At 41.5% G+C, this 25,467-nt stretch carries 22 protein-coding genes, 1 pseudogene and 1 other annotated feature; of the genes and pseudogenes, 8 read left to right on the top strand and 15 right to left on the bottom strand.

Annotation, left to right across the window (positions count from 1 at the left end; all coding sequences use genetic code 11):
• Positions 1-810: 810 nt before the first annotated feature.
• Both GJU40_RS17305 and GJU40_RS17300 read right to left on the bottom strand, forming a co-directional pair.
• The gene (locus GJU40_RS17305; protein WP_154309325.1) at positions 811-1,542 is read right to left on the bottom strand and encodes a metallophosphoesterase family protein; all 732 of its coding nucleotides are present in this window, start codon (positions 1,540-1,542) and stop codon (positions 811-813) included.
• Between the two features lie 3 nt (positions 1,543-1,545).
• The gene (locus GJU40_RS17300; protein WP_154309324.1) at positions 1,546-2,589 is read right to left on the bottom strand and encodes a YkvI family membrane protein; all 1,044 of its coding nucleotides are present in this window, start codon (positions 2,587-2,589) and stop codon (positions 1,546-1,548) included.
• 258 nt (positions 2,590-2,847) lie between these two features.
• Between GJU40_RS17300 and GJU40_RS17295 the strand changes: the two genes are divergently transcribed.
• On the top strand, positions 2,848-4,977 hold the full coding sequence (locus tag GJU40_RS17295; protein ID WP_154309323.1) for an ATP-dependent Clp protease ATP-binding subunit: 2,130 nt from the start codon (positions 2,848-2,850) through the stop codon (positions 4,975-4,977).
• A gap of 208 nt (positions 4,978-5,185) precedes the next feature.
• Here the strand turns inward: GJU40_RS17295 and GJU40_RS17290 are convergent, their stop codons facing one another.
• Together GJU40_RS17290 and GJU40_RS17285 are read right to left on the bottom strand one after the other, a co-directional pair.
• The gene (locus GJU40_RS17290) at positions 5,186-5,392 is read right to left on the bottom strand and encodes a hypothetical protein (RefSeq protein WP_170289446.1); all 207 of its coding nucleotides are present in this window, start codon (positions 5,390-5,392) and stop codon (positions 5,186-5,188) included.
• A 52-nt stretch (positions 5,393-5,444) separates the two neighbouring features.
• Complete coding sequence (locus GJU40_RS17285; RefSeq protein ID WP_154309321.1) at positions 5,445-6,512, bottom strand: GGDEF domain-containing protein; 1,068 nt, start codon at positions 6,510-6,512, stop codon at positions 5,445-5,447.
• A 115-nt stretch (positions 6,513-6,627) separates the two neighbouring features.
• Here GJU40_RS17285 and GJU40_RS17280 point away from each other — a divergent pair, with 115 nt between their 5' ends.
• Positions 6,628-6,918, top strand: coding sequence for a hypothetical protein (locus tag GJU40_RS17280; RefSeq protein WP_154309320.1), 291 nt, complete (start codon positions 6,628-6,630; stop codon positions 6,916-6,918).
• 58 nt (positions 6,919-6,976) lie between these two features.
• On the opposite strand, the pseudogene GJU40_RS17275 reads toward GJU40_RS17280, so the two are convergent.
• Positions 6,977-8,673, bottom strand: a pseudogene (locus GJU40_RS17275) (M3 family oligoendopeptidase).
• A gap of 320 nt (positions 8,674-8,993) precedes the next feature.
• Here GJU40_RS17275 and motA point away from each other — a divergent pair.
• Together motA and motB are read left to right on the top strand one after the other, a co-directional pair.
• Positions 8,994-9,785: a flagellar motor stator protein MotA gene (gene motA, locus GJU40_RS17270; protein ID WP_154309319.1), complete on the top strand. Its 792-nt coding sequence runs from the start codon at positions 8,994-8,996 to the stop codon at positions 9,783-9,785.
• The gene (motB, locus tag GJU40_RS17265; RefSeq protein WP_154309318.1) at positions 9,778-10,527 is read left to right on the top strand and encodes a flagellar motor protein MotB; all 750 of its coding nucleotides are present in this window, start codon (positions 9,778-9,780) and stop codon (positions 10,525-10,527) included. The genes motA and motB overlap by 8 nt, the downstream gene beginning before the upstream one ends.
• A 64-nt stretch (positions 10,528-10,591) precedes the next feature.
• Here the strand turns inward: motB and thrS are convergent, their stop codons facing one another.
• The 8 genes from thrS to phnD all read right to left on the bottom strand — a co-directional run bounded on the left by thrS (position 10,592) and on the right by phnD (position 19,926).
• Positions 10,592-12,529: a threonine--tRNA ligase gene (gene thrS / locus GJU40_RS17260; RefSeq protein ID WP_343031600.1), complete on the bottom strand. Its 1,938-nt coding sequence runs from the start codon at positions 12,527-12,529 to the stop codon at positions 10,592-10,594.
• A gap of 56 nt (positions 12,530-12,585) precedes the next feature.
• Positions 12,586-12,802 (bottom strand) — a binding site (T-box leader).
• Positions 12,803-13,153: 351 nt separating this feature from the next.
• On the bottom strand, positions 13,154-14,242 hold the full coding sequence (locus GJU40_RS17255) for a hypothetical protein (protein ID WP_154309317.1): 1,089 nt from the start codon (positions 14,240-14,242) through the stop codon (positions 13,154-13,156).
• Positions 14,243-14,414: 172 nt separating this feature from the next.
• Positions 14,415-14,861: a MarR family winged helix-turn-helix transcriptional regulator gene (locus tag GJU40_RS17250; RefSeq protein ID WP_154309316.1), complete on the bottom strand. Its 447-nt coding sequence runs from the start codon at positions 14,859-14,861 to the stop codon at positions 14,415-14,417.
• A 67-nt stretch (positions 14,862-14,928) separates the two neighbouring features.
• Positions 14,929-16,506: a bifunctional metallophosphatase/5'-nucleotidase gene (locus tag GJU40_RS17245; protein ID WP_154309315.1), complete on the bottom strand. Its 1,578-nt coding sequence runs from the start codon at positions 16,504-16,506 to the stop codon at positions 14,929-14,931.
• Between the two features lie 56 nt (positions 16,507-16,562).
• Positions 16,563-17,366, bottom strand: coding sequence for a phosphonate ABC transporter, permease protein PhnE (gene phnE / locus GJU40_RS17240; RefSeq protein ID WP_154309314.1), 804 nt, complete (start codon positions 17,364-17,366; stop codon positions 16,563-16,565).
• The gene (phnE, locus tag GJU40_RS17235; RefSeq protein WP_154309313.1) at positions 17,366-18,169 is read right to left on the bottom strand and encodes a phosphonate ABC transporter, permease protein PhnE; all 804 of its coding nucleotides are present in this window, start codon (positions 18,167-18,169) and stop codon (positions 17,366-17,368) included. The genes phnE (GJU40_RS17240) and phnE (GJU40_RS17235) overlap by 1 nt, the downstream gene beginning before the upstream one ends.
• Positions 18,169-18,939 carry a phosphonate ABC transporter ATP-binding protein gene (phnC, locus tag GJU40_RS17230; protein ID WP_343031599.1) on the bottom strand — a complete coding sequence of 257 codons (771 nt, stop codon included), beginning with the start codon at positions 18,937-18,939 and terminating at the stop codon, positions 18,169-18,171. Before phnC ends, phnE (GJU40_RS17235) begins: the two co-directional genes overlap by 1 nt.
• Positions 18,940-19,032: 93 nt before the next feature.
• A complete protein-coding gene (phnD, locus tag GJU40_RS17225; RefSeq protein ID WP_154309312.1) occupies positions 19,033-19,926 on the bottom strand; it encodes a phosphate/phosphite/phosphonate ABC transporter substrate-binding protein in 894 nt (297 codons plus the stop codon).
• A gap of 355 nt (positions 19,927-20,281) precedes the next feature.
• Between phnD and GJU40_RS17220 the strand changes: the two genes are divergently transcribed.
• From GJU40_RS17220 to GJU40_RS17210, 3 genes are all read left to right on the top strand, one after another.
• Positions 20,282-21,790 carry an ATP-binding protein gene (locus GJU40_RS17220; protein WP_154309311.1) on the top strand — a complete coding sequence of 503 codons (1,509 nt, stop codon included), beginning with the start codon at positions 20,282-20,284 and terminating at the stop codon, positions 21,788-21,790.
• A gap of 21 nt (positions 21,791-21,811) precedes the next feature.
• Positions 21,812-22,348 carry a histidine phosphatase family protein gene (locus GJU40_RS17215; RefSeq protein ID WP_343031598.1) on the top strand — a complete coding sequence of 179 codons (537 nt, stop codon included), beginning with the start codon at positions 21,812-21,814 and terminating at the stop codon, positions 22,346-22,348.
• 548 nt (positions 22,349-22,896) lie between these two features.
• Positions 22,897-23,628, top strand: coding sequence for a ZIP family metal transporter (locus tag GJU40_RS17210; protein ID WP_154309310.1), 732 nt, complete (start codon positions 22,897-22,899; stop codon positions 23,626-23,628).
• A gap of 26 nt (positions 23,629-23,654) precedes the next feature.
• On the opposite strand, the gene GJU40_RS17205 is transcribed toward GJU40_RS17210, so the two are convergent.
• A complete protein-coding gene (locus GJU40_RS17205; RefSeq protein ID WP_246188409.1) occupies positions 23,655-23,915 on the bottom strand; it encodes an aspartyl-phosphate phosphatase Spo0E family protein in 261 nt (86 codons plus the stop codon).
• A gap of 214 nt (positions 23,916-24,129) precedes the next feature.
• Between GJU40_RS17205 and GJU40_RS17200 the strand changes: the two genes are divergently transcribed.
• Entirely contained in the window at positions 24,130-24,510 is a 381-nt protein-coding gene (locus GJU40_RS17200; protein ID WP_154309309.1) for a YkvA family protein, read from the top strand.
• A 108-nt stretch (positions 24,511-24,618) separates the two neighbouring features.
• Here the strand turns inward: GJU40_RS17200 and cbpA are convergent, their stop codons facing one another.
• Positions 24,619-25,248, bottom strand: a complete 630-nt coding sequence (cbpA, locus tag GJU40_RS17195; RefSeq protein WP_154309308.1) for a cyclic di-AMP binding protein CbpA — start codon at positions 25,246-25,248, stop codon at positions 24,619-24,621.
• Positions 25,249-25,467: the final 219 nt, after the last annotated feature.

Genomic DNA, 25,467 nt, shown 5'->3' with positions numbered 1-25,467 from the left:
TGGACAATGTAAAAAAGCGGAACATTAGTAAAGGAAGTCATGCTAAGTGCGCCACGTCCTGTGGCAACGCATGACTGTCCGACGTCGTGTCGGGCTCTGACAAGCATAAGACAGCTTGAGCATGAGGTCGCTCTTTGACCTCTTGATCAAGATGGCTTATGACCTCGAAGGGCTGGCGCCTGGAGCTGGACAAATCGAAAAGCGGAAGGCGCCCGCTCAGCCCTGACAAGCATAAGACGAGCAGCTTCAAAAGGCGCTCTTTGCCTTTTTAAGATGATTGGCTTATGACCTCGAAGGGCTGGCGCCTGGAGCTGGACAATTTAGAAAAGCGGAACATTAGTAAAGGAAGTCATGCTAAATGCGCCACGTCCTGTGGCAACGCATGACTGTCCGACTTCCTGTCGGCCTTCGACAAGCATAAGATGGCTTGGACGGAAGGGCGCTCTTTGCCCTTATGGCCAAGACAGCTTATGACCTCGAGAGCCTAGCTGCCGGAGCTGGACAAAACAGAAAAGCGGAAGGCGACGTTCAGCGGCGACAAGCATAAGACGAGCCGGTATGAAGGTTGTTCTTTAACCTTCAGGCCGGATTGGCTTATGACCTCGAGCCGTTGGCGCCTGGAGCTGGACAATGTAAAAAAGCGGAACATTAGTAAAGGAAGTCATGCTAAGTGCGCCACGTCCTGTGGCAACGCATGACTGACCGAGTCGTGTCGGGCTCTGACAAGCATAAGATGAGCAGTTTTTTCAAAAGGCTTTACCTTTTTAAGATGATTGGCTTATGACTTCGAAGGGCTGGCCCTGGAGCTAGTCAATTTAACCCTCTGTATTTACCGGTTGTTAATTCCTGAATATACTCATCACATTGTGGCATGTCCATTTTTCTCGCAATTTCGATCGCTTTTTCAATGTTGTAGGGAACCCTGATAAGTTGGATTCCGATTGCGGATACTTCAGCAATATTATAATTTCCTTCTAAAATGGCATAAGAAGCGCCGCTGCTGTCCAGCGGATTGCCGACACTGCCTGAATTAAACAAGGTTTTTCCTAAAAAAGACTGAACAAATGCCTGATGTACATCTCCATAACCGACAATATCAGGTTCCTCCCACAAGAAACCGGTAAGCTCGCTGGGTTGAAACATAGCAAGCTTTTGTTCCAGTGAATCCCAAGGCTGTATTCTGACATAAAGGCTTTCAGCAGATGCATGATACAGACGGACTTTCCTTCCGCTCATGATCACATCCTTTGAAAAAGGAAGACTTTCAAGAAACTTCCTGCTGTGGGGTGAAAGCTGCTGCTGATGCCACTGCAGAACACTGCTGTTCGTTTCTCTTGTAATAAAGTCATCCCAGTTTCCTTTCACAATGACCCTGCAGCAGTCTCTTACAATTCTGATTGCCTTCTCTCCTTCAGGTCCTTTCCCTATCAGGTCTCCTAGGCAGTAAATATTCTGTATTCCGCGCTCATTTATATCTGCAAGAACTGCTTCCAAAGCAGGTATGTTTCCATGTATATCTGATATAATTGCAATTCTATCCATTACTTACCCCCTGTCAGGTGCCTCCGGAAATTTTCTTCCTATTAAAAGTACCATAAATCCAAGACTCATATAACCGAATAAGGGATATAAAAAGGAAATCAGACTGCTATATTCATATTGGCTGAATACAAAGCAGACAGCGAGAACTGCAGCCACTGTCAAAAGTTTCGGCACTTTCAGCACTTGGGCCGCGAGCCTTTCTATCCCGAAAAGATTTCCAATAACAGAAGTGAAAATTTCTCCATAAATAACAAGTATATAGATATAAAAAAGTGCGGAGAAAGCACCTTTCATGACCTGCCCCATCGGAATATCAAAGTCTATAAACCCAGGAAGGCCGGAGAGTGCAATATGACTGCTCAGCAAAATAGCAGCAAGAACTCCCCCGCCAAGCCAGCCGCCAAGCTTAAGCGCTTTTTCGTCTTCTATCTCTTTTGCCAGGGGAACAAGCACGGCCTGAGCCATGGCCAGATTGAATGAGGCATATGAAACAGCTGCTAACAGCCAGCTCAGCGGATTACCCTCATGTACTGGTTCCGCAGTGAAAATTGTAAATGAAAAAGAATTTACAGCCAGGATAATGCTGAACAAGATCAGCACTGGCACAACCAGCATATTAACCCCAAGCAGTCCCTTTACCCCAAACTTCATGACCAGAAGAGCAAGCAGAACGGTTGCAATCATGCCAACTTGTTTTGATACATTCAGCTGCTCTTGAAATACAGCACCTGCACCGGATATCATTACCGCTGTAACAGCGAGAAGAACGACAAACATAAATACATTTATGATACTCCCCAGCTTGCTTCCAAATAGAAAGAGATTGAATTCTTTGTAGGAGTTTGCACCGATTCTTCTGGAGATAATGAGTATTTTCATTCCAAGCCAGATAAAAAGGCAGCCTGCCAACAGGATGCCCAGCATGCCCAGCATACCGAATCTCGTGAAAAATTCTACAATTTCCCTGCCTGTAGCAAACCCTGCTCCTACAATGGTACCAACATACACTGCACCCACTTGTACAGCAGCTGTGAAAGAATTTTTCATGCTTTCTCCGCTCCCTTCCTCTTGGTTCATTTATATGAGACAAGATCTCCTTAAAGAAGAGATTTTTTGAGCAAAATACTTGAAAGTCAGATTAGGTCAAACTATAATAGGTTTTAGTCAGGGAACGTCAAACCTGATTTTTTAAATAATCTTATAGTCAAAGTTGATCAAAGTTTTTACTAACATTTATATATATGACTGCAGCCGGAAACATACGGCTCTCTCACCCATAAAAAATGAACTGAGGAGGAATATTTCATGTTATGTCAGCACTGTGAAGAAAACAAAGCAAAAATTAGATTACAGCTTCAAATTAATGGAAAGTTCAAAGAGTTGCAGCTTTGCCCATCCTGCTACGCTGAATACAGGGAGAGAATTCCAAACGGATACTCTGCAGCTCCTCCTATGTCTTTTCAATCCCTGTTCGGGGGAGGAAACGGCCAGTCCGCCAGCAATCAGCCTCAGGCTGCGGAAACAGCCAAAAGCAGGAAGAGCGGCCTGCTGGATGAACTGGGCAGAAATTTAACGCATGCTGCACGTGCCGGTCTTATTGATCCAGTCATTGGCAGAGACGAAGAAATTCAGCGTGTAATTGAAATTTTAAACCGCCGAAATAAAAACAATCCTGTACTGATTGGCGAACCCGGTGTGGGTAAGACTGCAGTAGTTGAAGGACTTGCATTACAAATTTCAGAAGGAAATGTGCCATCCAAGCTCCTCAATAAAGAAGTGTATTTGCTGGACATTGCATCCCTTGTGGCCAATACAGGTATCCGCGGTCAATTTGAAGAAAGAATGAAACAGCTGATTGCTGAATTGATGGAACGCAAAAATGTGATTTTATTCATTGATGAAATTCATATGCTTGTGGGAGCAGGATCTGCTGAAGGTTCTATGGATGCAGGAAATATTTTAAAGCCGGCACTGGCTAGAGGAGAACTGCAGGTCGTCGGGGCAACAACCCTGAAAGAATACAGGACGATTGAAAAGGATTCAGCTTTGGAAAGACGCCTTCAGCCGGTTATGGTGAACGAACCTGCCCTTGAAAAAGCAATTTCAATTTTGAAAGGCATTCAAACCAAGTATGAAGAATATCACGGCGTCTCCTATACCGAAGAGGCAATTGCTGCATGTGTAAACCTATCGCACCGCTATATTCAGGATCGCTATCTTCCCGATAAAGCGATTGATCTGTTAGATGAAGCAGGATCTAAATTAAACTTGACGATTACTACACATGATGAAAAAGCAGCTGAAGAGCGCCTTTTACAAATTGCTGTTGAAAAAGATAAGGCTGCAAAAGAAGAAAACTATGAGCTTGCGGCAAGGCTAAGAGATGAGGAAGCTGCACTCGAAAAGCAGCTGTCCGAACATGTTGATGCTGCCAAACCCGTTGTCAGGATAGAAGACATCCAAAAAATAATTGAGCAGAAAACAGGTATTCCTGTCGGAAAGCTTCAATCCGCCGAATCTGCAAAGATGAAGAATCTTGAAGAAAATTTAAGTGATAAAGTGATCGGACAGTCAGAAGCCGTCGCAAAGGTTGCGAAAGCGATTCGCAGAAGCAGAGCGGGATTAAAGTCTAAACATCGTCCGATCGGCTCCTTCATGTTCGTTGGACCAACCGGCGTAGGAAAAACTGAATTGACGAAAACTCTCGCTCAGGAACTGTTTGGGTCAAAAGATGCCCTTATTAGACTCGATATGAGTGAATACATGGAAAAACACACTGTTTCTAAACTGATCGGATCTCCTCCTGGCTATGTTGGCCATGACGAAGCAGGCCAGCTGACTGAGAAAGTGCGCCGAAATCCTTACAGTATCATCCTTCTGGATGAAATTGAAAAAGCTCATCCGGATGTGCAGCATATTTTCCTTCAAATGATGGAGGACGGCCGCCTGACAGACAGCCAGGGACGAACAGTCAGTTTTAAAGATACAGTCATCATCATGACCAGCAATGCTGGAGTAGGTCATAAAAAAATCACTGTTGGTTTTGGGGCAAACACAGACGCAGTAAAAGAAACCGGTATTTTAGACTCCCTGAGCTCCTATTTTAAGCCGGAATTTCTTAACCGCTTTGACAATATTATTGAATTTCAACATCTTCAAAAAGAAGATCTCATGAAAATCGTAAAAATTATGATAGAAGAGCTTCAGGAAACTCTCGCTGAGCAGGACTTATCAATCTCAGTAGATGAAGAAGCTATGAAAAAGCTTGCTGAGCTGGGCTATCATCCTGCTTTTGGTGCGAGACCTCTGCGTCGTGTCCTTCAGGAAAAACTTGAAGATGCAATTGCCGACGTTCTGCTGGAAGCGGAAAATGCGAAAAAACTGCAAGTTACGCTAGAAAATGATAACATCGCGATTACAAAAGCAGACAGCTAAGCCGCCAGCCATCTAATATATGAAGAAACCCCTGCCTTATTTTAACGGGTTCAGTTGCGGGAGGGAAAACGTTAATTCACAAGTTAAATAACAATGTGTTTAGCATCCTAAATCCACTCTAATTAACACTATAATTGGCATATAAAAACGCACAGATTTTAAAATCTGTGCGTTTTTTGTTCTTATTTCTCCTTATTGAACTATTCTGTTATGTTAGTCTTCCAATTAAACCTCCAACCAAGTAACCTGCAAATAATATAATAAAACCTGCCCCTACATATATAGCAATACGAATAAAAGCATCTTGTTTTGATATAAAATCGTAAATCTTTTTAATAACAGGCACCCCCCTTATTCCTATTTCAACATTTAATCCAATAATTCCTATAAAATTATTGTGTTCTTCACTTAACAAAGTAATCAGAGCATCGTTGAACCCGTTAGCCTTATTTGCATGGGTTTTTTTCTTACATTGCATCATGCCTTGAAACAGGCATGCGCAGTACTTTCCCATTTTCCAATAGCGCTCTTCCCCTGCCCGAATGCTTTGCCCGATACAGCAAGGCATCCGCCCGGTTGACTACATCCTCATCAGCTTTACCGCCTGCTCCGGCAACACCAAAACTCATAGAAACAGTGAAATTTCCCGGAAGATGCAGGCCGCCTAATTTTTTGTATAGCTCTTCAATTACAGCTTCTGCCTGTTCAAGAGTTCTATCTGAAAAGATAAGTGCCAGCTCTTCCCCGCCATACCGAAATGCCCGGCCGCCCATAAGCTCCGCCTGACTGCCCAGCACTTTCCCAAGCTGTTGAAGAACCGCATCTCCCATTGTATGTCCGTACTCGTCATTTACTCTTTTAAAGAAATCAATATCTCCCATCAGCAAAATAAATTCCGCACGCTCTTCCTTCAATTTTTTAATTTCCTCCTGAAAAGATCTATGATTATATAATCCTGTTAGGTAATCACGAGATACAAGTTTCTGAAAAAATTGTTTTTCCTGAAGGTGACTTCTTTCTCTCAGGACAATCAGTGCGCCAAACAATCCGATAATCCACAAAAAGCTGATATTTGAAAGAAAGCGGAAAGTATTCATCCAGCTGTAAGGCTCTCCCAGAAAAATAACACTATAGGAAGCGGTCACCGCAGCTGAAGAAACCAATGCTCCAACCGCTTTCCAATAAATTGCAGCGTGCATGACAATCAAGTATGCAATCGGGATGAAAGGACTTCCTGATCCTCCCGATAAAATCAGCAGCCATACAAAAGCAGTAAAATCAAACAGTATACCGGACCAGGTCAGCCATTTGGCTGAGATCGGGTCCTTCTCCATCTTGCCGAGGCTGAATTGCGTTATGCTCATGTATAGAATACCAATAGAAATGAGCAGCGGAAAAGAAGCTACTTCAAGCTCAAGCAAGCTGGAAACCGGAGGATAATAAAACATGAAAACGGACAGTGCTAAAAAAATCCAACGGAGCCAGGAAAATATTTTTTCAGTTTTGTAGTCTGTTATATCTCGTAAAGAATTCATTATTTTCGTCCAACTTTCAACTGGGAATCATGCTTTGCCGAATTTCAGATTCTATACTCGTCATCTCTCTGCATAGGAATAATGCAGAGTCTCTTTGAAAGGCGGCTAAAGTAGCATGAAAGTATATAACAACATATGGCTTTGCACCGGTTTTTTCATTCTTGTACTAAATGGTTCCGGAATTGGTTTTATTTTAACATTGTATCAGTTTGGAGCACACTTTGGGTTAGCAGCATACTATTTTATGATTCTATTTGGCTTCACTGTTATGTCATTAACAGAAGAACTTGCTGAAGGCATGCAGTATTATGCTAAACTGTTTAAGGCTGGACTCTTTGCTGCTCTGGCTTTGCCTTTATATTGCCTGTTTTTTTCATCTCTCTTCATTCCTCATTTATTACGGTGAAAAGTCTTTGAAGGCTCTGCTTTATTTTTTAAAAGCTAAAGCGGGCTCTCTGTAGGCATTATAATGTAGAATCGTCTATGCTATATAGCCATTCTTCTATCTCATGAATTACAGAGGCAATAGATCCATCTTCAAAAGGAGATAGAAGCTTTGCATCACTTACAAGCTCCAGGAATGATTTACTGCCGCCCTGCTTGCATAATTGCAAATAATCCTGCCAGGCACTTTCCCTGTCCTCATGCAGTTTTTTCCAAAATTGAAGAGCACAAATCTGGGCCAGCGTGTAATCTATATAATAAAACGGAGATTGATAAATATGAGACTGCTTCTGCCAGAACCCTCCCTCTTCCAAATAAGAAATACCATCGTAGTCAACGTGGGGAAGGTAGATTTCTTCAAGCTTTCTCCATGCCTGCTTTCTTTCAAGAGGTGTCGCTTCAGGATTTTTATACACATAATGCTGAAACTCATCAACCGCCGCACCATAAGGTATAAAAAGTAATGCCTCACTTAAGTGCGCATATTTATATTTCACAGTATCTTCTTTAAAGAAATATTCCATCCACGGCCATGTGAAGAACTCCATGCTCATAGAGTGTATTTCACATGCTTCATATGTCGGCCACTGATACTCCGAAACATCAAATCCCCGGCTCATATAAACCTGAAAAGCATGTCCCGCTTCATGGGTCAGTACATCAATATCTCCTGAAGTTCCATTAAAGTTGGCAAAAATATAAGGAGATTCATAATCAGCAATATAAGTGCAAAAGCCCCCTCCCGCTTTTCCTTTCTTTGCAAGAAGATCCATCAAGTTTTTTTCAACCATAAAAGTATAAAATTCATCTGTTTCAGGCGCCAGTTCCCTATACATATTTCTGCCGTTTTCCACAATCCACTCCGGCCCGCCTTTTGGAACTGCATTTCCTGAAAGAAAGTTAACAGGCTCGTCGTAAAATTTCAGTTCTTCCAGACCCAGCCTGGATCTCTGGCGCTTTCTGTACTTTTGGGCTGCAGGGACGATGATCTCCCTGACCTGCTTCCGGAATTTTTAACCATATCTGCATCATAATCTGTCCTGTTCATCCTGGCATACCCTAACTCTACAAAATTGGCAAATCCGAGCTTTTTAGCGATGCCTGCCCTTATGCTGACCAGTTCATCATAAATTCTATCAAACTCTTCTGCCCTCTCTGAAAAGAAGGAAAAACGAGCCTTTCCTGCTCTTTTTCTTATATTTCTGTCGGGAGACTCTGTAAAAGGCTGAAGCTGGGCAAGTGTATACTCTTTACCATCAAAGTGAATCTTGGCAGAAGCAACAAGCTTTGTATATTGTGAGGATAGTCTGTTTTCCTGCTGCAAATCCTCCAGTACTTCCGGAGAAAATGTTTTCAACTGCAGCTCAGCCAGTGCAAACAGCTGTTTCCCCCACTTGTTTTCCAATTCTTTACGGAAAGAGGATGCTGTCAATTCTTTGTAAAACTCACTTTCCATAGCCTGAAAATGCGGCTGCAAGTCATCCATTATATCCTGCTCATTTTTATAGTAGTCATCATTTGTGTCGATAGAATGACGTATGAGAACAAGATTAACCATCGTATCAGCAGTATTTCTGATCCGGTAAATCTCCTTCATTGCTGCATCCTGCTCTTCAAATGTTCCTGCATGTTTAAAAGAAGTTAACGCTTCCTGAAACTGTGACTGCACCTTCTGGAGATCAGGCCTGATATATGTATATTCCTCAAATTTCTTCATCTTGTTTCCTGCCTTTCTAAATAATTTCCGTCTGGTTATTTTATTCTGCTTGAAATCCCTAATCCCTTCTTTCTGAGCTGCTTTGCTGCTGCAGCAGCGGTATGCAGTATAGAACATGCTGAGGAGTTTGGTTAAACATGGATCATGTCTGGTATTTTCTTTAAGGCTTTGACAGCTAAAGGGTCCTTCATTCTCTGCGAAGTACTACCACGATTATGAAAAATTGGTTTTACAAAAGTTCATCACTACAATGATTAAAAATCATGCTGACTTTGCCGATAGTATAGGTAGACCTAGAAAACAAAAGGATTTGATGAGACATGGATAAAACATCTTTGGTTGGACTGATTTTAGGATTTGTCGCTGTTGGGGTAGGAATGTTCTTGAAGGGTGTCAGCCCTATTGTTCTTCTTAACCCTGCTGCATTATTGATTATTATTCTTGGAACGATTGGCGCAGTAACGATTGCATTTCCAAGCAGTGAAGTAAAACGGGTTCCGAAGCTGTTCGGCGTATTGTTCAAAGAGCAGAAAATACCCGCTGTGCAAGAGCTGATTCCCTTGTTTTCCGATTGGGCACAAACAGCGAGGAAAGAAGGCCTGCTTGCACTTGAAGCAAAAATTGACGAAGTAGATGATCCTTTCCTGAAGAACGGGCTGGGAATGGCCGTTGACGGACAGAATGCCGAGTTTATCAGAGATGTGATGACTGAAGAAATTGAAGCGATGGAAGAAAGGCACCTTGCAGGGGCTTCCATCTTTTCGCAGGCCGGGACTTATGCTCCAACTCTTGGCGTGCTTGGAGCGGTTGTCGGGCTGATAGCAGCTTTATCACATATGGACAATACTGATGAGCTGGGCCATGCAATCGGCGCAGCCTTTGTTGCAACACTGATGGGCATATTTACAGGATATGTGCTTTGGCATCCCTTCGCAAACAAATTAAAGAGAAAATCCAAGCAGGAAGCCAAAGTCCGCTATGTGATGATAGAAGGTGTTCTTTCTGTTTTGGAGGGCCAGGCTCCAAAAGCAATTGAACAGAAACTTGCCACATACCTGCCGGCAAGAGAGCGGCAAATGCTTATAGCAGAAGGAGAAAAGCTGGATGGCTAAAAGAAAGAAAAAGCAGCATCATGAAGAACACATTGATGAGACCTGGCTGATCCCCTATGCTGATTTGCTCACATTGCTTCTTGCCCTGTTTATCGTGTTGTTTGCCATGAGTTCAGTGGACGCTCAAAAGTTTCAAATGCTCTCAAGAGCTTTTAACAGCACTTTTACCGGCGGCACAGGAATCATGGAATATCCAAGTCCGCTACCTGATGGAGAAATGGAACAGCTTGATAAGGAAAAGAAACAGGCTGCCGACGATCAGGAAGAAGATCAGAAGAAATTGAAAGAAGTCCAGGAAAAAGTCAATGCATACATAGCAGAAAAAAATCTTCAGGATAAGCTGAAGACTACCCTTACTGCAGAAGGACTTCTAATTACCATTCATGATGACATTTTCTTTGATTCCGGAAATGCAGAAGTTCGTAAAAAAGACGAACAGCTTGCAAAGGACATTTCTGATCTGCTTGTGATGAACCCGCCAAGAAATATCATTGTCAGCGGACATACTGATAATATTCCAATCAGCAACTCACAATATGACTCCAATTGGCACTTAAGCGTCATGAGAGCCGTCAGTTTTATGAAACTGCTGTTGGAAAATACCAACCTAAATCCTCAGGCTTTTAGTGCCAAAGGCTTTGGCGAATATAAACCTGTTGCAGACAATGCTGCTGCTGAAGGCAGACAGAAGAACCGGCGTGTTGAAATTCTGATTCTTCCCATTGAACAAACAATAGAATAACAAAGTTAAGCCCGAAGCTTAAGGCTCCGGGCTTTTTAATGTACAACATACTCTGTTTACTTTCTCAAATTTCTTCTGACTGCAATTGTTTTTGCAGAATTTCCCGTTGCAGCATAGCTGCGAGTTTATCAATGCTGCAGGAGTGGGAGTCAGGTTCACCGTGCCGTCTGATCCTTACCTGTTCCTCTGATATTTCTTTATCGCCTACAACCAACATGTAAGGGATTTTGTTCAACTGAGCTTCTCTAATTTTGTACCCCAGCTTTTCATTTCTGCTGTCATACTCTACCCTGATTCCTGCTAAACGGAGCTTTTCAGCAGCCTCACTGGCAAAACCGCCGTGAATGCTTTGAGATACAGGAATCACTACGGCCTGCAGGGGTGAAAGCCACAAAGGAAACACTCCCGCATAATGCTCTATTAAAATCCCGAGGAATCTGTCAATTGATCCAAATACCGCTCTATGGATGACCACCGGGCACTTTTTTTCATTATTGTGATCTATATAATGCAGATTGAACTTCTCCGGCATCTGAAAGTCCAATTGAACTGTTGCACATTGATGGCTTCTGCCAATGCTGTCCCGAATATGAAAATCAATTTTCGGCCCGTAAAAAGCACCGTCTCCTTCATTAATTGAAAAATGGAGCTTTTGCTCTGATAACGCTTCTTTCAATGCTTTCTCCGCTGCATTCCACAACTCATTGCTGCCCATAGAGTCCGCCGGCCTAGTTGACAGTTCAATATCATACTGAAACCCAAAAACGCCGTAAACCTCGTCAATCAAGTCAAGAATAGACTGCAGTTCCTCTTTAATTCCTTGGGGAGTGACAAAAATATGTGCATCATCCTGACAGAATGTACGGACCCTGAGCAGCCCGTTCAAAGCACCGCTGTATTCGTGGCGATGCACCTGTCCGAACTCAGCAAGTCGGAGCGGCAAATCACGGTACGAATATAAGTTGTTTTGATAGATGATCATATGCCCGGGGCAGTTCATCGGTTTGAGAGCAAAATTCTGTGAATCCACATCAGAAAAATACATATTCTGATGATAATGCTCCCAGTGTCCCGATTGTTCCCAAAGCCTTTTGTTCATCATGGAAGGCGTTTTCACCTCTTGATAATCCCTTTTATTCTGCACAAATCTCAGGTATTGCTCCAGCTCATTTCTGATGATTTGTCCCTTTGGGAGATAAAACGGCATTCCAGGAGCTTCTTCGGAGAACATGAACAGCTTCATTTCTGCCCCAAGCTTGCGATGATTCCTTTTCTCTGCCTCTTCCTTTGCCGCTAGATACTGCTTTAATTCCTCTTTATCCGAAAAAGCAACGCCGTATACCCGCTGCATGACGGCGTTCTCTTTTTCTCCACGCCAGTATGCTCCGGAAACACCCGACAATTTAAATGCCTTTAACATGCCCGTTGAAGGAATATGAGGCCCTCTGCATAAATCTACAAATTCACCCTGCTCATATACTGTTATTTCCTCTGAATCTGATAATCCTCTCAAAATCTCCAGCTTATACTCTTCTTTACGAGCATCAAAAAGAGCGGCGGCTTCCTCTTTGCTTACAGCTCTTCTAATGATGTTATGATTTTCATTGATGATGTTCTTCATTTCACCTTCAATATTCAGCAAATGTTCAGGAGTGAAAGACACATTACTTTGAAAATCATAGTAATATCCATTTTCAATAACAGGGCCGATTCCAAGCTGCACTTCTGGAAACAGTCTTTTCACAGCCTGCGCCAGAATATGGGCTGCTGAATGCCTGGCCATCTGGATGCCATGCTTTGATTTTTGGGAAAGAAACTCAATTTCTGCATCAGAATCTATTTCGCTACTCATTTCTCTCAGTTCCTGATTGACTAAAACTCCGACTGATGTCTTCTTCAGCCGAGGACTAATATCATAAGCGATATCTCCTGCAAGTACTCCCTTTGGATAATCCTTTGAACGTCCGTCAGGAAATGAAATATTGATTTTGCTTGAATCCACGGTAATTCCTCCCTAAAATTTTGTGATTTTTTAGAAGTAACACACACTGTTCCCTAAGCAGGGACGAGTGTGTGCAGACCCGTGGTTCCACCCCAGTTTTCCGCAGAAATTCCCTGCGGCTTCATTTCCCGATAACGCTGCGTTAGCGGTATTGGATTTTCCCCAATACAGTTCAAAGGCGGTAAATGGATTCCCTGCGTTAGGAAGCTTTCACCATCACTTCCCTCTCTGTTAACCGTAAAAATCCATTGTTGTCCTTCTCATCACCTGCTATTCTCTTGTAACAGGGATAAGTTAAAATAAAAAAACACACTCATCCCCCATAGAGGGACGAGTGTGTTTTACCCGCGGTTCCACCCAGCTTTCCGCTAACCAAGATAAGCGGCTTACTTTCGCTGTAACGTTGCTAACGGCACCGGTTTTTTACCCCGGTGCAACTTCGAGACGGTAAGACGAATCCCCTGTTCATGGGAAGTTCTCAGCTTTCTTCCCTCTCTGTTATGCAGGCTGTGATCCGCTCTTGTTCTCATCATTGTTTTTATGCAAGACTGTTTACTTATAAATAAGGATTTACAGTCAGTTATGATATCATTTTTTCTTACTATACACATGTATGGAAGAATGTTAAAGACTTTTTTTCATTTTTTGTATTTTTTCCTCCAAAAAGTTTTTAAATTCCTGAGGATTGTCGACGGATATGTAAATTTTTGAGATGCACTTTTTCCTCCCGTACAGCCCCGTTGCATATACAGAATTTTTTAAAGTGATTTCCATTTGCGGCTTCACCTCTTCGATCATTTCCGGCAGATACATATGGAGAGCATCTTTTTGTTTTTTTATCGTATCTAGTGTTCCTCCTGCAGTCTCAATGCTCTCTATGCTTACATAAGGTATGTGGGCCGACTGCCGGATGCCTTTTTGAATATGCAGAGCGTGCTGATCTGCAGTAACAGGCGACAACATCATGGCACGGTAGTCAGCGATGAGGGCGGCTAGAAAAAACAAGTCAAATACGGTAACCAGCCAGGCGAGAGCAGAATTGTAAGCATAAGCCACCATCATGTGTACACCAATTATCTCAATTGCCAGGGCATGTGCCAGCATTAGAACAAATGCCAGATACCCTGTTTCTTTGTGATAGGAAAAGCGGTATGTTCCGGGGATTGTGCTCAAGCTTTTTCTCCAGGCAAACATACTGTAGTACCATACAGATAGATCTGTTGCCAGAAGCCGGGACACTACCCATGTACCAAACGTTTGTTCACATGCTTTCTGAAAGGATGCTGTAAAAAAATAAAAGGTTTTTCTTGCCTCTCTGTAATTGCGAACCAGCAAAATAAGCTTTCTGAACAGCATGTACACAAACAGGAATTCAGCTGCAAGCACCACTGCGCCAAGAATAAAGACGAGCAGAGAGGCACCGTTGCTGTTAAGAAGATCGTGCTCCGGGAGCAGCAGACGGAATAGAAAGACTCCAATCAACATAACCGGAACCACAGTCCATACCGGAAGCTGATAGCCTCTGACAATTGTCAGGTAAAAAACGACTGGAATACAAATCATCAAATCAATTATGACTGCCAGAGAGAGTTCAAAAGGAATAACAATAAATAACCCCGACTGAGTAACGAAAACATTCGCAGCCAGCACAAACAAACTGAGTACACTAAAAGTGATCATTGGACGATGATTTCTTAACAGAATTTGTGGCATAGCATCCCTCCTGATACCCAAATTATACCAAGTTATCACGGTGAAAAAATTGAACAAATTGTGTTTATTTCCTTTCCTTCAGCTAGGAAGGGTTTTATGTTTTCTGTGTTATATTCTAAAGTATCTTGCAACACAAAAAAGGCCAAAGAAATTTCTTGGCCTCTGTTCTTTGTTAAAGCTTTGCTGGAATGTTTTTTCCTATCTTTTTTAACAGCTCAATCGCTGATTCTTTTTCATCCTCTGTTAGTATTTCCATGATTTGATGTATTGCATGTTGATGAGGAGGAAATATTTCTTCAATGAGCTTTCTGCCTTGCTCAGTTATATGAGCGAACGTAACGCGCCTGTCTTCCTGACATGCTTTTCGTTCCAGCAGGCCTTTCTTTTCCAGTTTATCTACCACATAAGTGATGCTTCCGCTCGCTAACAGAATTTTGCTTCCAATGTGCTGCAGGGGCTGATCACCTTTATGATACAGCAGTTCCAGCACTGCAAAATCAGTGGGATTTAGTTCAAAGTTTATTATGTTTTGGTTTACTTCATCATTGATGGCACGATGAGCCCTGGACAATACAATAAAAAGCTTGAGGGACTGCTCTATCTTTTTATCTTCGTTCATATTTATCAATCCTTAATTGGAGAATTATCTTGAATTACAAGTATGATAGTCTTATACAAATAAAAAGTCAACTATGTCCGCCGATAATTTTCCAATTTTCATTGATACTTGCCCTTACTCTCCCATTTCTGATGAAATAGTCGGCAATCAACTCACTCATGTCTACCGGAATTTCTTTTAAAACTTTACTATCCTTAAACATATGATAATTGCCGCCACCGCCTGCGCGGTAGTTGTTCATAACTACAGCATAGTCCTTATTAAGGTCAACAGGCTGCTCATGATATGACAGGTCAACTACCCGCTCACCGTGCGGTTTGGAAATATCCAGCACATATGATATACCCTCCCACATATCATAATTATAATGCTGCGGTTTTGGATCAGTGAATGCAGAATTTACTTGGTAGTTCCTGTTTTCATCCAGCTGAAAATATTCTGCAGATTTTTCCAGAGCTGCCTTCATGTCAGCACCAGAGATACTCAAAACCTTTAATGTATTTGGATAAACGTAATTCGCTGCTATGTCCCTCATTGTAACTCTTTCTGAGAAACCGCCTCCTTCACTGCTGAACAAAGAAGTTAACGAAATGTCAGTGTCAGCAGCCTCCATTTGAACCTTGTTCACAAATTCAACAAAAGGGTGCTCTTTCAGTCTTGCTTGAAAGAGATCAGATAGAAGCATGCAACCATCTATTGTACCTATTTCTTTATCAAGCCATGACTGGGCAGCCTGTTCATACGGAAGCAGCAAATTGCCAAGCTCTTCGTCCGGGTGTTCCTCTCCAATCATCACAAGCGACGGGGTATTTTTGGTGATTCTCCATTTTTCTCCGGTTTTAATAAACTCCAGCTTCACATCAGCCAGATATTTTCCATTATTACCCGGCTGTACAACAGCAGTTGAATTTAGCTTCTCGGCGATTTGCCGGTGCTGATGACCTGTTATCAGCACATCAATATCTGCTAAATTCATACACATTTCATATCCTTGATTTTCCCCTGTTAGAGGCTCTGTAGGGTCCCCTTTTTCAAGATCCCTTTCAAATCCGCCATGATAGGCGACAACCAGGACATCAAACGTTTCATTTCGCTTTAGGTGCGCAATCCAGCTTCTGACTGTTTCGTAAGCATCAGAAAAAGACAAACCTTTAATATGGGCAGGTTCCTCCCAATTCGGTATATAATGGGTAGTCACTCCAAGAACAGCCACCTTAATTCCTTCCAGCTCTTTTACGATATATGGTTTTCCAAACGCAGGCCTGCCGGTTTCTTCACTGACTATGTTAGCAGACAGCCAGGGGAAATGAGAAGCATCTACAGTTCTATCAAGCAGTTCTCTTCCATAGTTAAACTCATGGTTTCCAATGACTGCTGCATCATAAGCTAAATAATTGAGTGCAATAATCATTGGATTGATAAGATGAGATTGTTTTCTTGCAAAATGGTATGTCAGCGGCGTTCCCTGTATGAGATCACCATTGTCAATCAGCAAAAAAGTTCCATCTTCTTTCCTTTTTCTCTTTATATAAGAGGCTGCCTTCAGAAGGCCCTGCTGTGAAGGCTGTTGATTATGATAGGCATGCGGAAATACCTGCCCGTGTATATCGCTCGTAGCCAGTATGTGAATGGTTTTCTTTTCCATCTTATTTTACTCACCTTTCAAAAAGGGTGCAGCAAAAGCTCTGCACCCCAGTGTTTCTATACCAATCTTCTTCTGATTGCTGTAGAAATGGTATCAATGATCGTCACAACGATGATGATCACAACTAGTATCATCCCAACTTCTGACCAGTTTCTGTTCATCGTGGCAATTGTAATCAATGTACCAATTCCCCCAGCTCCTATAATACCCAGAATCGTCGATGCTCTTACATCTATTTCGAATCTGTATATGGCGTAGGACATAAACTCAGGAATCACTTGCGGCATCACACCGTAAAACAGAACTTGAATCTTGTTTGCTCCGTTTGCTTCCATTGCCTCAACAATTTTCATATCGATAGATTCTATCACTTCAGAGTAAAGCTTCCCGAGCATCCCGGTAGACCCAATAGCGATTGCCAGCACTCCGGCAAAAGGGCTTGGTCCGATAGCCGCAACAAAGATAATGGCAAGCACCAGATCCGGAAAAGCACGAATACCATCAAGAATCCATTTTCCTGCGGTATTCAGCCATTTGTTCTGAACCATATTTCCTGCTGCCAGAAACCCAAGCGGAACAGCGATAATGGCAGCAATTAATGCACCTGTATAAGCAATATAAAGAGTCTCAACCATTTTAACCATGATCTTTCCAAGTGCATCAATATCAGGTGAAAACAGCTGAGGAATCACTCTGCCGAAGCTGTCAATTGTATGTTCGCTGAAGATTCGCTCCCATTTAATATTAATGGTTGAAAAGGTCCAGAAATAGATCGCTGCAAGGATAAGCAGAATAGCAATGTTGCGAATAACCTTTTTATAAGAAGCAGGTTTTTTAGGAGGCTGTTGAAGTTGTGTCATTATACAATCGCCTCCCTTATTTTGGTGCTGACATAGTCAATGATAATAACGATTATGAAAACAATGAGGATCAGCATCATCGCATTTTTATAATTGAAAAAGTTAATCTGCTGATTGAGCAGCTGCCCTACACCGCCTGCTCCTACAAGCCCAAGAACAACGGAAGCCCTGATATTGATTTCAAATACATAAAGGCCAAAAGATGTAAACTGCGGAAGTACTTGCGGAACAACAGAATACCAGATTACCTGAAGCTTGTTACCGCCAGATGCTGTAATAGCCTCCATAGGGTGACGGTCAATGGCTTCAATCGTTTCACTAATCAGCTTGGACAGTATACCTAGCGAAAAAATAATCAGGGCGAGTATGCCGGGAAATACACCGATGCCAAAGATACCCACAAAAATCACTGCCAAAATAATATCCGGAATGGTTCTCAGTATATTAAGGAAAAAGCGCGAAATTTGGTAGGAAATCTTATTTGTATTCACATTGCTCGCCGCAAGCAAGCTCATTGGTATGCAAAGAATGACTGCAATGGTTGTTGCAATAATTGCCATATGAATGGTCTCTGTCAGTTTTGGCCATACTTGGCTGGTAAATGACAAATTAGGGGGAAACAAATCCTGAACCATTCTGGACATATCTGGTATACCCGCAAAAAAATCTGTGATAAATGACTCAGTTTGAATGGAGCTCCATAAATACAGACCGATGACAACCATCATGATCAGAGTCACCTGGCGCTTGGCCCTGGCACTAATCAGACTGCTGGGAACAAAGTTATCCTGCTTAGGATCCATCACTCTTCTCCTCCACGCAAATCATCATCACGGATGGAACGGCCGTAAATTGTTTCAAACGTTTTTTCATTTACTTCAGAAGCTGGCCCGTCAAACACAATTTCTCCTGCACGCATCCCGATAATTCTGTCCGCATATTCCATAGCCATATCAATAAAATGCAGATTCACGATTGTAGTAATGCCGTCTTCTTTATTAATCTTTTTTAAATACTTCATGACCTGATGAGAAGTTGGAGGATCCAGGCTCGCTACCGGTTCATCCGCCAAAATGTACTTCGGCTTTTGGGTAAGCACCCTTGCAATGCTGACTCTTTGCTGCTGTCCTCCGCTCAATTCATCTGCACGATTGTACAGCTTGTCTGAAATATTCACGCGCTTTAAACTTTCATAAGCAAGAGCCATATCTTCTTTTGAATAAAGATTTAAAATACTTTTTAGTGTACCTGTATGGCCAAGGCGGCCTGCAATGACATTTTTCATCACTGTGGATCGCTTAACGAGGTTATAATTTTGAAAGATCATTCCAACCTTTGTTCGAAGGGAACGTAGCCCTTTACCTTTTAATCTTAAAATATTTTCTTCGTCAACGTTCAGCTCCCCGCTGGTTGGTGATACGAGGCGGTTAATACTGCGGATAAAAGTAGATTTTCCGGCTCCTGATAAGCCGACGATAACGACAAATTCTCCTTCTTTAATACTAACGTTTACTTCTTTTAATCCTTTAGTGCCATTAGGATACACCAGGGAAACATTCTTAAACTCAATCACTTTGACCCCTCCATGGTTACTTTTATATATTTTTCGACATTTTTCTCAAGTAAAAAAGGGGAAGCATGCTCCCCCCTGCAGGCATTTCAAATATTAGTCTAGAGTAATATCATCTTTGAATTTGTTGTAAGTTTCTTTTACTACCGAATACTCGCTGTCCTGAGCCTCAATAATGGCATTCCAGCTGTAAACTTCCTGCATAACTTCTATCATTTCTTCATCATTGTTAAAGGACAGGAAAGTTTCTTTAATCTTATTTACCAGCTCTTCGTCAAGATCCTTTGTAACAGAAATCGTATCATTTGGAATTTCGTCAGTATAATCAATAACAGTCAGCTGATCCATGATTTCAGGATAATCTTTTTCAAGTACTGCACGAACATCATCAAAAGTTGTCGCTACATCTGCATCCCCATTCAATACTGCGATAGCTGCATTGTCATGGCTGCCTGATTGTACAGTTTCTCCAAAAAAGTCAGTTTCAAGATTTTCTACGTTGAATTTTTCCATAAGCTGTGCTGCAGGGAAAAGGTATCCGCTTGTTGATGTTGCATCAGCATATGCCCAAGTTTTTCCACGCAGATCTTCAAGGCTTTCAATACCGGAATCAGACTTTACTACATATTGTGCTTTATACGTTCCGCTTCCGTTTCTTTCTGATTTAAGAATGACGTTTACGCCGTGTTTCTCATTAGCCAGTACATAACCAAAAGCTGGTATAAATCCGATATGAACTTTGTTAGATCCCATTGCTTCTACAAGTGCAGTATAATTTGTCATAACTTGTCCTTCAACTTCTACTCCAAGCTCTTCAGAAAGCTTATCTGCCAAAGGCTTTACTGTATCAGCAATCTTATCTGATTCCTGAGAAGGAACAAACCCCATAATAATTTTTTCAGGTTTGCTGGAACTGTTTGCATTGGTTCCGCATGCTGCCAAGCTGATTGCGAGTACAGCAATTAATAGAGTGCTAATGATTTTTTTCATTTCTTTTGCCTCCCGGTAATTTTGTCTCAGTTGTCTTACAATTGCCATTATGCACGCTGATTCCTAAGACTTCTAGACTATTTACAACTTCTTAACACTGCATTAAACATTGATAGATGTGTTGAAACTTGTCGAAGCCATTGATAAAACTAGCTTTTTTTGAGTTCTTCAGAACTTATATTTTTACATAACCTTTACATTTAAAAGGCGGCTAATTTGTTTAATAATCTTTGAGATGGGTAAATAAGTAGATTTTTTAGGAAATAGATAACCCTCCCTCAATCTCCCAGACCCTACCTGCTTCAGGGAAAATCCGCTATAATAGAAGACAAACTTAATTTTTTGGAGAGATAGCATGCAAAAACCCATGATCAGAAAGCTTTCCCTATATCTATTTATTGTGGTCATTCCCACAATGGTAATCGGCTTGATATACATAGACATTAAAAAGCAGGAGCTCGCTTCAGAACACCTGACCGAAGCCCGCACCATGCTCAATGTACATAAAAACCAGATTGACTATTTAATTCAGGAAACAAAAGCCCGCCTTGAAACCATGGCGGTAATGGTGAATGAACAAACAACAGAAGAAGAACTGCAGCGGGTTTTGACTGAAACATACCGAAAGGAACCACGATTTTCAGGACTGCTTCTTCTGGACAATGACGGAGACATTCTCCTTTCCGCACAGCCGTTAAAACAGAAAAGAAATCTAAGTGGTAGAGAGTTCTTCCAAACTGCTCTGCTGACAGGACAGACAGCTGTATCCGGGGCATATTACGGACAACTTACAGGCAACCATATCGTCAGCATTTGCACTCCAATTCACTCTTCTGATGACGATGAACCCCAAAGGCTGTTAATCGCCGCGCTGAGAGTGGATTATCTGCAAAACATTATGGAAGTGATCAGTCCGAGTATTGACATTTCGGTGTTAGATGCAGACAGGAAGATAGTCTTTCAAACAGGAAACTGGAGTGGAGAAACAGGCAGACCTGAGAGTACTGCACTGCACTTGAATCAGTTGAATTGGCAGCTGAAAGCTTCACCGAAACCTATCAACCTTTCGGAGACGATTTCCAGTGTGACGCTGTTCCTATTTTCAGTTTTTATCCTGTTGAACGTTCTATTCATTGGCACTCAATATTACCTGCTGCGCAGGAAAGCTGCCCGGGAAAATGCCCAGATAGACTCACAAAAGCTGGAGCTTGTAGGAACGCTGGCTGCCAGTACTGCACATGAAATCAGAAATCCATTAACAGGCATTAACGGTTTTATTCAGCTGTTGAAAGAGAAATACAAAGATGAGGAAGATCAGTTTTATTTTTCTGTCATTGACAAAGAAATCAAAAGGATCAATCAAATTGTGAGTGAATTTCTTGTGTTGGGCCGCCCTACAGCACACCATCACAAAACACATCAGCTTAGTGAAATCATCAAAGAAGTCCTGCCAATCATCCAGTCTGAAGCGAATTACAGTAATATGGATATTCAGACAAATCTGCAGGAAGATGAAAAGCTGACAGTACATTGTACAAAAGATCATATTAAACAAGTAGTCATGAACCTTGCCAAAAACTCACTGGAGGCGATGGAACCTGATGACACGCTGTCCATTTCCGTGTATCGGCATAAAGAAGAAGCGGTCATTGAAGTATGTGATACTGGAAAAGGAATTCCAGAGGACATACTGAATAAAATTTTCACTCCCTTTTTCACTCTAAAAGATACCGGAACGGGGCTCGGTCTTGTTGTCTGCAAACGAATTATCAATATGTATAAGGGAGACATCGACATACAAAGCAGGGTAAATCAAGGTACAAAAGTACGTATCACTCTTCCTTTGGCAAAAGGAAAGTTATGATGGAAATGAGGTGAACAGCAGGTGAAAATTGGACTTCTTAGACATTTTAAAGTTACCCGCGGCTATCCTTCTTTTTTCATTACGTCGGATGAACTTCGTGAATGGGTACGGGAATATGATCACTCTGAAGTGGAAGCATGCGAAGTGAATTTGAAAGGAATAGAGTGGGAGTGCTGTTATGCGAGCGACCTGGACAGGGCAGTTCAAACAGCACAAGCAATTTACAGTGGACAGGTGGAGCTGAGAGAGGAGCTTCGTGAAATTCCCCTTTCCCCTTTATTCAGCACAAAAATGAAGCTTCCTCTGCATGTCCATCTTCTGCTGATCAGGTCAGCCTGGTATTTCAATCACCCTTCTCAGATGGAAACAAAAAGCATGGTAATGGATCGAATAAACAGGGTTGTGGAAGAAGCTGTGCAGCAAAACAAAAATATTCTCATTGTAGGTCATGGCGGAGTAATGATTTTTATGAGAAAAGCTTTAATCAAAAGAGGTTTTGCCGGCCCTTCATTCTCCAGAGCAGAAAATGGAAAACTATATGTTTATGAAAAAAGCTAAGCAATGCTTTATATGGCAGGCAGATATCGTACATCGTCTGTCTGCCATGAAAGCTTGCTTCATTAAACATAAATAAGAGCTTTGAAATGTATTCGGTCCTTCCCCCGCAGGTCAGAACGCTTAAGCAGCACAATGCAGGAATTACGGCCTCTTCCACCCATCCACTGGTACTGTATAAAAAATTTCCCCTTACTCATAAGCTTGATAAATGACGCCTATTGACTACAATGTTACAAGATATGTATATGGAATAACATTTTCATCTTATCGTATTGTATTAGGTTCTTCTTTGATTAGAAAACGTAATGATTCACCTTACCTGACAAATTTAATCATTCAATTCACCATGAACAGCCCTTATATTGCAAGCAAAAAAAGATGAACAATCTGAAGCATGGGGTCATAGCATAGTAAAGTAAGAACTGGCCCAACTAATTTGTATATAAAAAGTCTGAAAAATAACCATATCTATCTCACTACTTTTCCGCTATAATATTCACATTACCAAAAACGGGAAAATAGAAGATTAGTGATTATAGAGGTGAATTATGACCGAGGTTCTTTTAGGCAGTATATTGTCTGCTTTGGCAACAGGGTTGGGAGCGATCCCGATACTCTTTTTGAAAGGAAGCATTACTCACAGGTGGAGGGACATTCTTCTGGCTTTTACAGCGGGCATAATGATGACCGCTGCGATGAGAGGACTGATACCCGAAGCTCTTCAGGCTGGGGGAATATTCGAGGTCATAGCAGGGCTCTTCTTGGGAGTGCTGATTCTTACTATGCTGGAAAAAACCATTCCCCATATAGATTTAGAGCATAGCAGGGTAGGCATTCAATTTGATGAAAAGGCCTTGCTGATTATTGCAGCAATTACTCTTCACAATATTCCAGAAGGATTGTCGGTTGGGGTCAGCTATGCATCTGAAGCACAGGAAACCGGAAATTTAATCGCATTTGCGATTGGACTGCAAAACGCGCCCGAGGGCTTCCTTGTAGCTCTTTTTCTGATAAACCAAAACATTGGCAGGCTAAAAGCTTTTATCATTGCTACGCTTACAGGTGCGATTGAAATTGTGGCTTCCCTTTTGGGATATTATTTAACATCATTTATAGAAGTACTGGTTCCATACGGCCTGTCATTTGCGGCCGGGGCTATGCTGTTTATTATATATAAAGAATTGATTCCGGAAAGCCACGGAGACGGCAATGAACGCATCGCGACGTACTCTTTTATAGTCGGTATAGCTTTTATGTTTATCCTCTTGGAAACTTTTTAGGCCGTTATCCGGCCTTTTTATTTTGTTTAAGCATTATGGTGAAGGGTCTCACTGTAAGACCATTTTTTCATTCTTAGAACAAACTTCTGAAACGGCGCTGCTGCTATACTGCCAGCTTCAGCTAGCTGCAGCTGCTGATACCTGTTTAGCAGCTCGTCCAGCTCCTGGCTGTACTTTACAGTTTCAATACTGGAGTAACCTTCAATTGAAGCAGTTTTAATCATTTCCTGCCTTTTCTCATAAATCATCTCTAATAAGTTTTCTTTTTGCAATTGCTGTACGGACAAAATAATCCCTCCATTGTTTGTAAGAAGCTTATTTAAAAGTGTCAATTTAGTGAGAAAAAGGCAGATCGTCTATTTGCTTCTTTGACAAAATATTTTTATTACATAAAATGGCATACTCTCTCATTATGTATTATTCCCACTAATTCCTAGTTTAAACTTTTTTTAGCAGGATATTTATATATAAATAACCTTTTTTTTGAAATGGGGAGGCATAATGGTTAAAAGAATGATTTTAAAATTAAAGCCTCAAGCTGAAGAAATTTCTCAGAATAAGGCGAAAACTGACAAACTATTAAAAAAGGCCAAATCAAAAAGAAGAAAAAGCAAGTTTCCACTTCAAAGCGGAGTGGAAAACTTCACACTTTTGTTTCATGCACTAAAGTCTTGGCGCAGTGGTGAATATCCGCATTTTCCTAAAAAATCAGTCATCCTCATTACTGCCGGCATCCTGTATTTCGTCACCCCGATTGACTTGATACCGGATTTTTTATTTGGAATTGGACTTCTTGATGATGCTGCAGTGCTGGCATTTGTTGTTAATGAGATTAGCAAAGATTTAGCAGAATACAAAGAGTGGAAGGACAACAAGATTTAAATTACAGCAAAAGAGCAAATATGGCTGCTTGATCTTGGAGATTATACCTGCAGCTAACACAAAAAGGGCAGAATCACTAAGATTCCTGCCCTTTTCTACAGCTTCAATTTATCCCGCATCGTCAACATATGTAACCCGAAAATCCTTTTCTTCCAGCTTTTTGATAATTCTATTCAAGTTTTCTTCAGATGTATCTCGGGATAAATTTACGATGATTCTTCGGATATACTTATCACCATTATCAAGAGTAAGCAGCCCCTCAATATTAACACCCTTTACTGCTGTGACCAGATCTTTTATGGCACCTTTATGTTCTTTTGTTGCAACAGTTAATAGATGGCCTCCTGTTTTCAGTCCAAAACTGTCTTCCAGCACATCCATGATGTTTGCGTGTGTAATAATGCCTGAAAACTCTTTTTTCTCGTTCAGCACTGCTAAAAATGGCAGTCTCCTGATTGAAATAAACGTTTTTATAAAAGAATCTTCTTCAAAGATGAATGCATCCTTGTCAGAAATCAGCCCTTCGATGCTGTCTTCATCCCTGCCCTTGTTTTCTACATAATGCTCCAGGAGATCAACCTTGTAAATCAACCCGGCAAAAGCCTTTTCTTTTACCGTTAGCACCGGGACACATCTGTAGCCTGTTTCCTTCAGCAGTTCATAAGCTTGTTTCACTGTATAATCTGCTGGGCAATATTTAACTTCCTCTTTCTTTACATAATGATACCTGATCTGCATCTTACCAACCTCCCTCTTCCCTATTATTAAAATTTTATCTTAAAGGGTTTCATTAAGTAAAGAAAATTTTCACTTTTCTGTACTTTATCCTCTCTCCTCTCAAGTATGGAAGACAATTTATAGAGCTTGAAATTCAGGCAAGAGTCAAGTCCTTAATATTGTGTAAAATTCCTTACAAGTGTTTTCAACAGTTAAATGGTTATATGAATTATCCCCTTA

Origin of the sequence: Metabacillus lacus, assembly GCF_009674805.1 — a bacterium.
GTDB classification, from domain to species: domain Bacteria; phylum Bacillota; class Bacilli; order Bacillales; family Bacillaceae; genus Metabacillus_C; species Metabacillus_C lacus.
The sequence above is the reverse complement of the archived record's forward strand: the minus strand, read 5'-3'. Positions and strand labels throughout refer to the sequence as shown.